Annotated in this window: 10 protein-coding genes; 5 read left to right on the forward strand and 5 right to left on the reverse strand. The window is 73.2% G+C overall.

Going from position 1 to position 9,658, the window contains the following annotated elements:
* Window positions 1–28 precede the first annotated feature (28 nt).
* Together ABIE39_RS09625 and nadA are read right to left on the reverse strand one after the other, a co-directional pair.
* Window positions 29–628, reverse strand: a complete 600-nt coding sequence (locus ABIE39_RS09625; protein ID WP_175008434.1) for a DJ-1/PfpI family protein — start codon at window positions 626–628, stop codon at window positions 29–31.
* 58 nt (window positions 629–686) lie between these two features.
* The gene (gene nadA, locus ABIE39_RS09630; protein WP_175008469.1) at window positions 687–1,895 is read right to left on the reverse strand and encodes a quinolinate synthase NadA; all 1,209 of its coding nucleotides are present in this window, start codon (window positions 1,893–1,895) and stop codon (window positions 687–689) included.
* A gap of 136 nt (window positions 1,896–2,031) precedes the next feature.
* Here nadA and ABIE39_RS09635 point away from each other — a divergent pair, with 136 nt between their 5' ends.
* The gene (locus ABIE39_RS09635; protein WP_175008435.1) at window positions 2,032–3,246 is read left to right on the forward strand and encodes a glycerate kinase; all 1,215 of its coding nucleotides are present in this window, start codon (window positions 2,032–2,034) and stop codon (window positions 3,244–3,246) included.
* A 6-nt stretch (window positions 3,247–3,252) separates the two neighbouring features.
* Here ABIE39_RS09635 and ABIE39_RS09640 read toward each other — a convergent pair whose 3' ends face one another.
* Complete coding sequence (locus ABIE39_RS09640; protein ID WP_354051515.1) at window positions 3,253–3,681, reverse strand: VOC family protein; 429 nt, start codon at window positions 3,679–3,681, stop codon at window positions 3,253–3,255.
* A 187-nt stretch (window positions 3,682–3,868) separates the two neighbouring features.
* Between ABIE39_RS09640 and erpA the strand changes: the two genes are divergently transcribed.
* Window positions 3,869–4,219, forward strand: a complete 351-nt coding sequence (gene erpA / locus ABIE39_RS09645) for an iron-sulfur cluster insertion protein ErpA (RefSeq protein WP_043658948.1) — start codon at window positions 3,869–3,871, stop codon at window positions 4,217–4,219.
* Between the two features lie 115 nt (window positions 4,220–4,334).
* Here erpA and ABIE39_RS09650 read toward each other — a convergent pair whose 3' ends face one another.
* Together ABIE39_RS09650 and ABIE39_RS09655 are read right to left on the reverse strand one after the other, a co-directional pair.
* Window positions 4,335–4,613: a sulfurtransferase TusA family protein gene (locus ABIE39_RS09650; RefSeq protein WP_175008437.1), complete on the reverse strand. Its 279-nt coding sequence runs from the start codon at window positions 4,611–4,613 to the stop codon at window positions 4,335–4,337.
* Window positions 4,610–5,728, reverse strand: coding sequence for a cysteine desulfurase family protein (locus ABIE39_RS09655; RefSeq protein WP_354051516.1), 1,119 nt, complete (start codon window positions 5,726–5,728; stop codon window positions 4,610–4,612). Before ABIE39_RS09655 ends, ABIE39_RS09650 begins: the two co-directional genes overlap by 4 nt.
* A gap of 428 nt (window positions 5,729–6,156) precedes the next feature.
* On the opposite strand from ABIE39_RS09655, the gene ctaC reads away from it, so the two are divergent.
* From ctaC to ABIE39_RS09670, 3 genes are read left to right on the forward strand one after another with little or no spacing between them, the layout of a single operon-like run.
* Window positions 6,157–7,077, forward strand: coding sequence for an aa3-type cytochrome oxidase subunit II (ctaC, locus tag ABIE39_RS09660; RefSeq protein ID WP_074809487.1), 921 nt, complete (start codon window positions 6,157–6,159; stop codon window positions 7,075–7,077).
* Window positions 7,077–8,903 carry an aa3-type cytochrome oxidase subunit I gene (gene ctaD, locus ABIE39_RS09665; RefSeq protein WP_175008439.1) on the forward strand — a complete coding sequence of 609 codons (1,827 nt, stop codon included), beginning with the start codon at window positions 7,077–7,079 and terminating at the stop codon, window positions 8,901–8,903. Before ctaC ends, ctaD begins: the two co-directional genes overlap by 1 nt.
* Entirely contained in the window at window positions 8,900–9,298 is a 399-nt protein-coding gene (locus tag ABIE39_RS09670; RefSeq protein WP_074809483.1) for a cytochrome c oxidase subunit 4, read from the forward strand. Before ctaD ends, ABIE39_RS09670 begins: the two co-directional genes overlap by 4 nt.
* The last annotated feature ends 360 nt before the right edge of the window (window positions 9,299–9,658 follow it).

Genomic DNA, 9,658 nt, shown 5'->3' on the forward strand with positions numbered 1-9,658 from the left:
GCTCGGCCCGCTCAGGCCGGCTGACCGCTCAGACCGGCGGGTCGGGGTCGTACTGGATCCCGCGCCGCACGGCGCGCGCGACGTCGGGGCTCTCCAGGCGAGCGACGAGGTGCAGCGCCATGTCGATCCCGGCGGACACACCAGCGGACGTGACCACGTCGCCGTCGTCCACGTAGCGCGCCTCCGTGTCGACCACGACGCTCGGGTCGATCCGTGCGAGCTCGTCGTAGTGCGCCCAGTGCGTCGTCGCGGGCCTGCCCGCGAGGAGCCCCGCGGCGGCGAGGACGAGCGAGCCCGTGCAGACGCTCGCGATCACCGGGGTGCGCGCCCGCATCGCGCGCAGCCACTCGAGGTGCGCGCGGTCGGCGAGCAGCGGGCGCGTCCCGCGGCCACCCGGGTACACGAGCAGGTGGAGGGGGCCGACGTCGTCCGCCGAGCGGTCGGGGAGCAGGCGCAGGCCCTTCGCGAGCCGCACGCCGCCGCCGTCCCACGAGAACGTCGACACCTGGGGCTTGAGCACGGAGTGCTCGGCCCAGGCCGACAGCACCTCGAACGGCCCGGCGACGTCGAGCTCCTCGGCCTCGTCGAAGACGAAGATCCCGACGTTCGTCCCGTTGCCCGTACCCATGGCCACCTCCGCGTGCGGCCCGGCGTCCCGCGGGCCCCGACGGCTCCTGCCCGTGCGCCTAGAGGCCCGGCAGGGCGAGCATCTGGTCGAGCGCGACGCGCGCCCAGTGCGCGTCGTCGGCGTCCACGACGATCCGGTTCACCACGCGCCCCGCGACGAGCGACTCCATCGCCCACACCAGGTGCGGCAGGTCGATGCGGTTCATCGTCGAGCAGAAGCACACCGTCGAGTCGAGGTAGTGCACCTGCTTGTCCGGGTGGGCCCGCGCGACGCGGCGCACGAGGTTGAGCTCGGTCCCGATCGCCCACGCCGAGCCCGGCTCGGCGGCGTCGAGCATCTTGATGATGTACTCCGTCGACCCGACGAAGTCCGCCGCCGTGACGACCTCGTTCTTGCACTCCGGGTGGACCAGCACGTTGACGCCCGGGACGGCCGCGCGGACGTCCTCGACGTTCTTCGCCGAGAACCGCCCGTGGACCGAGCAGTGCCCGCGCCACAGGATCATGCGCGCGTCGCGCAGCTCGGCGTCGGTGAGACCGCCGTTCGGCTTGCGCGGGTCGAACACGACGCAGTCGTCGAGCGACATCGCGAGCTTGAGCACCGCGGTGTTGCGACCCAGGTGCTGGTCGGGGAGGAACAGGACCTTGCCCGTGCCGTCCACGCCGCCCACCTGGTCGAACGCCCAGCGCAGCGCGACCTCCGCGTTCGACGACGTGCACACCGTGCCGCCGTGGCGGCCCGTGAACGCCTTGATCGCCGCGGAGGAGTTCATGTAGGTCACGGGGGTCGTCGAGTCGGCGATGCCGACCTCCTGCAGCACGTCCCAGGCGTCCTCGACCTGGTCGATCGCCGCCATGTCCGCCATCGAGCAGCCCGCCGCGAGGTCCGGCAGCACGACCTGCTGCGCGTCGGACGTGAGGATGTCCGCGCTCTCGGCCATGAAGTGCACGCCGCAGAAGAGGATGAACTCCGCCTCGGGGCGGGCGGCGGCCTCGCGCGCGAGCTTGAAGGAGTCACCCGTCACGTCGGCGAAGTCGATGACCTCGTCGCGCTGGTAGTGGTGGCCCAGGACGAACGCCCGCTCGCCCAGCGCGGCGCGCGCCACGCGGGCGCGCTCCACGAGGTCGGGGTCGCTCGGCGCGGGCAGGTCGCCCACGCACTCGACGCCCCGCTCGGACGCGAGGTCACGACCCTGCCCCAGCAGGAGCAGGGCGGACGGGCTGGGCTCGACGAAACCGCCCTGGCGTGCGGTGCTCGGACCGCCCACGGACGACAGCAAGGTGCTCCCGGTGCTCACGGGACCATCGTCGCACAGCGCCGCGTGGACGGAGAGGCCCTCCCACGGCCCCTCGACGCGGCCCGCCGGACCGCGCCGACCGCTCCCGGGCTGGCACAATCCGGGCATGCGCGTGCTGCTGACCGGGTCCGCCGTCCCGCCCGTGCCCGACGGCGCCTGGCCGGTCGGGCGGACCTCGTCGTCGCCCGCCCGTGGCGCGGGCCCGACGCTGGGCGACGTCGCGCGCTGGTGGTCGCCGTTCGCCGAGGTCGAGACGGTCGCGCTGGCGGCGTCCGGCCCCGCCTTCCTCGACGCCCTCGCGCTCGTCGCGCCCGAGGTCCTCGCCGGGGTGGTGCCCGGCCCCGACGCGGCGGACGTCCCGGTCGCCGTCCGCCGTCGGACGCGGGCGGCGCGAGGGACGGGCACGCACCGGACGGTCTACGTCGACGCGTCCCAGGTTCCCGCGACCGGGGCGAACGAGGCGCTCGCCGCCGGGGCGGGGCCGGAGGTGCCCGCCCGGTCGTCGGCCGCCGTCGGGCACCTGCTGGCGCTCGCGTCCGACGCCGCCCGCGGACCCGACGGGTCTCCCGGGAGGGTGGTCCTCGCGACCGGCGGCAGCACGAGCCACGACGCCGGGCTCGGGGCGCTCCTGGCGCTCGCGGGGGCGGGGGAGCGGGTCGGTGACGACGAGGCCGCCGTCCCGACCGGCCTCGCGCGCACGGCGCGCGACGCGCTGGGCGGCACCGACCTCGTCGCGGCGGTCGCGTCCGACGTGCCGCTGCTCGGGCTGCACGGGGCGAGTGCGGCGCTCGAGGCTCGGGGCGTGGACCCGGCGGTGGCCCAGCACCTCGAGCGCGCGCTGGGCGCCGTCGCGCACGGCGTGGCGTCCGGAGCGGACGGGGACGCACCGCTCGCCGTGGACGGGGCGTTCGCGGGTCGCGACCTCCTGACCGCGTCGGCGGCGGGCCGTCGCCTCGCCGGGCTGCCGGGTGCCGGGAGCGGGGGCGGGCTCGCCCACGCGATCGCGGCGCTGGGCGGGCGGCTCGTGCCCGCGCTGCGCGTCGTGGCCGACGACCTGGGTCTCGACGCCCGTCTCGTGGGCGCGGACGTCGTCGTCGTGCTCGCGGACGAGCTCGGGGCGCACGAGCTGGGGGACGGGACGGTGCACGAGGTCGCGTCCCGCGCGGCCCGTCACGCGCTGCCCGTCGTCGTGGTGGCGCGCGAGGTGGTCGCCGGACGGCGCGAGCAGGCGGCCGCGGGGATCAGCGGCACGTACGCGTGGGGCGACGGCGACCCGCGCGACCTCGTGGAGCGCGTCGCGCGCACGTGGTCGCGCGGCTGAGGCGCGTCAGCCGAGGTCGACGTCGTCGTCCGCGCGCACGGACCACGCGGGGTTGTGCGCGATCTCCCACACGAGGTCGTTCGGGTCGGCGACGTGGGCGTGGAAGACGCCCCCGAACTCTCCCTCCTGCGGCTCCTTGCGGACGGTCCCGCCCGCGGCCACCATCGCGTCCACCAGCTCGACGACGGCGTCGCGCGACCCGACGTTGTGCGACAGGGTCACGCCCGTGGTCGCGGGCGGCGCGCCGGCCGCCCCGGCGTCCCGCGCGAAGCTCGCCGCGTCGAAGAGACCGAGGAGCTGGCCCGCCGCGGACCGGTAGAACACGATCTCGCCCGGCACGTCGAGCCGGGGCTCCCAGCCGAGCGCGCCGCAGAAGCGCCGGGCCGCGTCGAGGTCTCGCGTCGCGACCGTCACGAGGTGCACCGCCTGGTCCATGGGTCCTCCGTCGTCGCCCTCGCGCCCCGTGCGCCGAGGTCCGTTCGACCCTCGTGCCGCGCGGGGTCGTAGACTCGGGAACACCACCGGCACGTGTGGTGTTGAGGACCTGACGGGATCTCTCTCGAGAGATCCGAGAAGCCGGCCACCACCGGGGCAGCACTGCCCCCGACAGCGCGGAGACGAGATGAGCGAGACCACCGACATTGCCACGCACGGCGTCAACCTGACCGACGAGGCCGCGGACAAGGTCCGCACGCTCCTCGAGCAGGAGGGTCGTGACGACCTGCGCCTGCGCGTCGCGGTGCAGCCCGGCGGCTGCTCCGGCCTGATCTACCAGCTCTACTTCGACGAGCGCGTGCTCGACGGCGACGCGCTGCGCGACTACGACGGCGTCGAGGTCGTGGTCGACAAGATGAGCGTCCCCTACCTCGAGGGCGCGACGATCGACTTCGCCGACACGATCGAGAAGCAGGGCTTCACGATCGACAACCCCAACGCGGGCAGCGCCTGCGCCTGCGGCGGCTCCTTCAGCTGAGCCGTCCGGCGTGCCGTAGGCGCGCCACCGGACCGCACGAGCCCGGTCACCCGTCCGCGGGTGGCCGGGCTCGCGTCGTCCACGGGTCGTGCTGCCCCGACCTGCTCGCTCCGGGTCAGCCGCCGAGCTCGACGGTGATCGCCCAGGCCTCCGCGTCATCCTGCCCGCGGAGCGGCTCCTCGCCCACGACCGTGTGCCCGCGCATCCGCGCCCACGCGGGGACGTCGAGGCGGGCGGCCGGGTCGGTCGACCACACCGTGAGCCGCCGACCTGGAGCGAGGTCGCGCGCCGCCGCGGCGAGCCGGATCACAGGGAGCGGGCAACGCAGCCCGCGCGCGTCGACCACGTCGTCGGCCGCGCCGGACGAGGGGGCAGACGGGGGAGCGCCGGTCACAGGCCCTGCACCCCCAGCGTCGCGCGCACGCGCGCGACGGCGTCCGGCAGCGCGGCGAGCAGGCGCTCGACGTCCGCCTCCGTCGTCGAGCGGTCCAGGGCGACGCGCACGTTGCCGTGCGTGAGCACGCCCATCGCCGCGAGCACGTGCGAGGGCTCGAGCGAGCTCGACGTGCACGCCGACCCGGAGCCCACGGCGACGCCCTGGCGGTCCAGGTCCGTGAGCAGCGCCTCCCCGTCCACGTAGAGGAACGAGAAGGTCGCGACGTGCGGGAGCCGGTCGTCGGGGTCGCCGACCACCTCGACGTCGGGGATCCGGGCGACCCGGGCCCGTACGCGGTCGACGAGCGCCCGACGTCGCGCGTCCTGCGCCTCGCGGTCGGCGAGCACCGCCTGGAGCGACACGGCCGCCGCGAACGCCGCCGGGACGGACACCCCGCCGGGCGCCCAGGGGTCCGCGTCCTCCGGGAAGGGGCTGCGGCGCCGGACGCGGGAGCGCACGGCGAGGACCCCGATGCCCGGCCCGCCGCCCCAGTCGGCCGGGTCGGCGGCGAGCGCGTCCCAGGTCTCGGGGACGACGTCGTGCCCCAGCGCGGCCCCCGCGTCGACGAGCAGCGGGACCCCGGCCCGGCGCGCCGCCTCGTGCACGGCCGCGACCGGCTGGCGGGTCCCGACCTCGCCGTTGGCGGCCTGGAGCGCGGCGAGGGCCACGCCGGGGCGGCCGACGGCGTCCGCCATCCTCGCGGCGTCGACGCGACCGGACCCGCCCACCCCGACGACCTCCCGCTCCAGACCACCGTGCTCCGCGGCGTGCAGGACGGCGGCACGCTCGACGGCGCCGACGACGACCCGACGCCCCGCGCGGTGACGCGCGCCGGCGAGCGCGGCGACGGCCGTGTGCAGGGAGACGGTGTGGTTGGCGGTGAAGACGACCTCCTCCGTGCGCGCGCCGAGCGCGGCGGCGACGGCCTCCCGGGCGCCGTCGAGCAGCGCCGCCGCACGCCTGCCCTCCGCGTGGAGCCGACGGGGGTCGGCCCAGCCGTCGTCGAGCGCGCGGTCGAAGGCCTCGCGCGCGAGCGGGTGCCAGGGGGCGTGGCCCCCGTTGTCGAGAAGCACCCGGTGATCGGGGGTGGTGTGTGTCACATGGCCTCCAGGGCGCGGGCGGGCCGTCGCGGCGCGGGGGGACGTCCGGGTCGGGGCGGCCCGAGCGAGCGCAGGGCGCCGGTCGGGGTCGGGCGCACGGCGTCGGATCGTTGCGCTCGCGCGCCCCGCGACGAGGTGCCTCCGGGAGTCCGAAGGTCCCACCGGCACGCTACCGCGCTGCCCGGTGGCCCGGTGGTGTGGCAAGGATCTGACAGACTCGGGACGGGTGTGCCGAACCCACCGCTGACCGGCCACGACGTGTGCCGCATCTCGCCCGTCCGCAGCGCGTTCCGGGCCACGAAGGGCGGAATCCCGCGCTAGGCTTCGTGTGTCGAGGACGAAGGTCCTGTGCTGGGCTCGTAAAGACGGGCACGGGCAGGACGTGACGTGAAAGGCCCCCCTTGCACTCGCAACCCCCTAGCCGCACACGGCGCACCATCCTGCGGGCGACGGCCCTCGCCGTCGCCGTCGCCGCGGTGGCGTCCGGCTGCGCCACCGACACCGTCCAGCGCGGGTTCCTGCCCGGTTACGAGGACGGGGAGGTGACCAACCAGACCGCCCGGATCACGTCGCTGTGGACCGGCTCCTGGATCGCGGCCCTCATCGTCGGCGTGATCACGTGGGGCCTGATGCTGTGGTGCGTCGCCGCGTACCGCAAGCGCAAGGACGACCACCAGCTCCCCGTGCAGACGCGCTACCACCTGCCGCTCGAGATCATGTACACGGCCGTGCCGATCCTCATGGTCCTCGTCCTGTTCTTCTACACGGACCGCGACATGAGCGCGATCGTGGACAAGGACGTCGAGTCCGACATGACCGTCCAGGTCATCGGCAAGCAGTGGAGCTGGGACTTCAACTACGTCGACGAGGACGTCTACGAGACCGGCCAGCACCTCGCCGACGTCGGTGGCACCATGACGGTGGACGCGGAGATCGACGGCGCCCCCGGCACGGCCGAGGCGCTGCCCACGCTCTACCTCCCCGCCGGCGAGAGCATCCGCTTCGTCCTGGACTCGCGCGACGTCATCCACTCCTTCTGGATCCCCGCGTTCCTCTACAAGCTGGACATGATCCCGCACCGCACGAACGAGTTCGTGGTCACCCCGCAGCGCGAGGGCGTCTACGCCGGCAAGTGCGCCGAGCTCTGCGGCGAGCACCACTCCGGGATGCTGTTCAACGTCGAGATCGTCGACCGCGCCGAGTTCGACGCGCAGATGGAGGCGCTCCGCGAGAAGGGCCAGGAGGGCCAGATCCCGGTGGAGGGCTTCAGCCGTCTCCAGGACCCGAACCCTGTCACCGCTACCACGGAGGGTGAGAACTGATGGTCGCGCAGGCCGAAGTCATCCCCGGTCTCGCGCCGCGGCGTCAGACCCTCGGGCGGACCGTGATCAAGTGGGTCACGTCCACCGACCACAAGACGATCGGGTACATGTACCTGATCACGTCGTTCATCTTCTTCTGCATCGGCGGCCTCATGGCCCTCGTGATCCGTGCGGAGCTCTTCGAGCCCGGCATCCAGATCGTGCAGAGCAAGGAGCAGTACAACCAGCTCTTCACGATGCACGGCACGATCATGCTGCTGCTGTTCGCGACACCGCTCTTCGCCGGGTTCGCGAACGTCATCATGCCGCTGCAGATCGGTGCGCCGGACGTCGCGTTCCCGCGACTGAACATGTTCGCGTACTGGCTCTACCTCTTCGGCGGTCTGATCGCCTCGGCCGGCTTCTTCACGCCGCAGGGCGCCGCCTCGTTCGGGTGGTTCGCCTACGCGCCGTTGTCGAACACGACGTTCAGTCCAGGCCTCGGGGGAGACCTCTGGGTGTTCGGGCTCGCGCTCGCCGGTTTCGGCACGATCCTCGGTGCGGTCAACTTCATCACGACGATCATCACGATGCGCGCGCCCGGCATGACGATGTTCCGCATGCCGATCTTCACGTGGAACACGCTCATCACGAGCCTCCTCGTGCTCATGGCGTTCCCGCCCCTGGCCGCCGCGCTCTTCGCGCTCGGCGCCGACCGGCGCCTCGGTGCACAGATCTTCAACCCCGAGAACGGGGGCGCCATCCTCTGGCAGCACCTGTTCTGGTTCTTCGGGCACCCTGAGGTCTACATCATCGCGCTGCCGTTCTTCGGCATCGTGTCCGAGATCTTCCCGGTGTTCGCCCGCAAGCCGATCTTCGGCTACAAGGGCCTCGTCTACGCGACGATCGCGATCGCGGCGCTGTCCGTCACCGTGTGGGCCCACCACATGTACGTGACCGGTGCGGTGCTCCTGCCGTTCTTCGCCTTCATGACGATGCTCATCGCCGTGCCGACCGGTGTGAAGTTCTTCAACTGGATCGGGACACTCTGGCGAGGGAAGCTGACGTTCGAGACACCGATGCTGTGGTCGATCGGGTTCCTCGTGACCTTCCTCTTCGGCGGTCTGACGGGCGTCATCCTGTCCAGCCCGGCGCTCGACTTCCACCTGTCCGACTCCTACTTCGTGGTGGCGCACTTCCACTACGTGGTGTTCGGCACCGTGGTGTTCGCGATGTTCGCCGGCTTCTACTTCTGGTGGCCCAAGTTCACCGGGCGCATGCTCAACGAGCGCCTCGGGAAGGTCCACTTCTGGCTGCTCTTCATCGGCTTCCACATGACGTTCCTCATCCAGCACTGGCTGGGTGTCGAGGGCATGCCGCGCCGCTACGCGGACTACGCGCCCTCCGACGGCTTCACGTGGGAGAACCAGGTCTCGACGGTCGGCGCGTTCATCCTTGCGGCGTCGACGCTGCCGTTCCTCTGGAACGTCTACACGACCTGGCGCAACGCGCCCAAGGTCCAGGTCGACGACCCGTGGGGCTACGGCCGCTCGCTCGAGTGGGCCACGTCCTGCCCGCCGCCGCGGCACAACTTCACGTCGCTGCCGCGCATCCGCTCCGAGTCGCCCGCGTTCGACCTGCACCACCCCGAGGTCGCCGCGATGGACCACGCGGAGCCGAACCCCAACGTCCTGGAGAAGGTCTACGGGGAGGCCGACCGCCGCGGTGAGAAGAGCGTCGCGCTCGACCGCCTCGGCGACAAGCAGGCAGGCAGCGACTCGACGTCGACGGTCATCATCGACGAGCCGCGCACGACGGGTGACACGGACGAGGAGGCCGGCAAGTGAAGGTCGAGTACAAGCTGTTCATCTTCCTGACGCCCTTCTTCGCGCTCATCGGCGTGGTGTACGGGCTCTGGAGCGGCTGGGAGCCAGTCGGCAGCGCCGCGCTCCTCCTGACCGCGGGCCTCTCGGGCATGATCGGCGCCTACCTGGCGCTCACCGCGAAGCGGATCGACGCCCGCCCGGAGGACGACCCGGACGGCCTCATCGAGCAGGGTGCCGGTGACCAGGGCGTGTACGCGCCGTGGAGCTGGTGGCCGCTCGCGATCGCGGCCTCGGCGGCGGTCGTCTTCCTGGGCCTCGCGGTCGGCTGGTGGCTCGTCTACGTCGGGTTCGCGCTGAGCGCGGTCGCCCTCGTCGGCTGGGTCTTCGAGTTCTCGCGCGGCCAGCACGCGCACTGACGTACGACGTCCGGACGGCCCGATCCCCTCGCGGGGGTCGGGCCGTCCTGTCGTTCGCGGGGCGTCGCCGCGGCGCGAGCAGGAGACGGGACGCACGGGTGGCCGGCGCGTCCCCGCGACGCCCTGGCGGCTGTGTGGTGCCCTGCTGTAGGGCGGCAGCGTTCACGGCAGGGCGGCGGGCTCGGTGACCCCTGGGGGCCGACGACGTCGCGCGGCACCTGTTCGTGACCGCGGACTGACGTGCTTGTGGCCCTGGCCGGCCGCCGAGAACGAGGTTGGTCCCGCTATCCACCGGATAGCGGGACCAACCTCGTTCTGGTGGGGGAGCGGGGTCGTGCTCGCCTACCGGTGTCGTGCGGC

Source organism: Cellulosimicrobium sp. 4261, assembly GCF_040546915.1.
Lineage (GTDB): Bacteria > Actinomycetota > Actinomycetes > Actinomycetales > Cellulomonadaceae > Cellulosimicrobium > Cellulosimicrobium cinnabarinum.

Coding starts and splice junctions, on each gene's coding strand:
- ABIE39_RS09625 (WP_175008434.1), bottom strand. CDS start 628: ATGGGTACGGGCAACGGGACGAACGTCGGGATCTTCGTCTTCGACGAG.
- ABIE39_RS09635 (WP_175008435.1), top strand. CDS start 2,032: ATGCGCGTGCTGCTGACCGGGTCCGCCGTCCCGCCCGTGCCCGACGGC.
- ABIE39_RS09640 (WP_354051515.1), bottom strand. CDS start 3,681: ATGGACCAGGCGGTGCACCTCGTGACGGTCGCGACGCGAGACCTCGAC.
- erpA (WP_043658948.1), top strand. CDS start 3,869: ATGAGCGAGACCACCGACATTGCCACGCACGGCGTCAACCTGACCGAC.
- ctaD (WP_175008439.1), top strand. CDS start 7,077: ATGGTCGCGCAGGCCGAAGTCATCCCCGGTCTCGCGCCGCGGCGTCAG.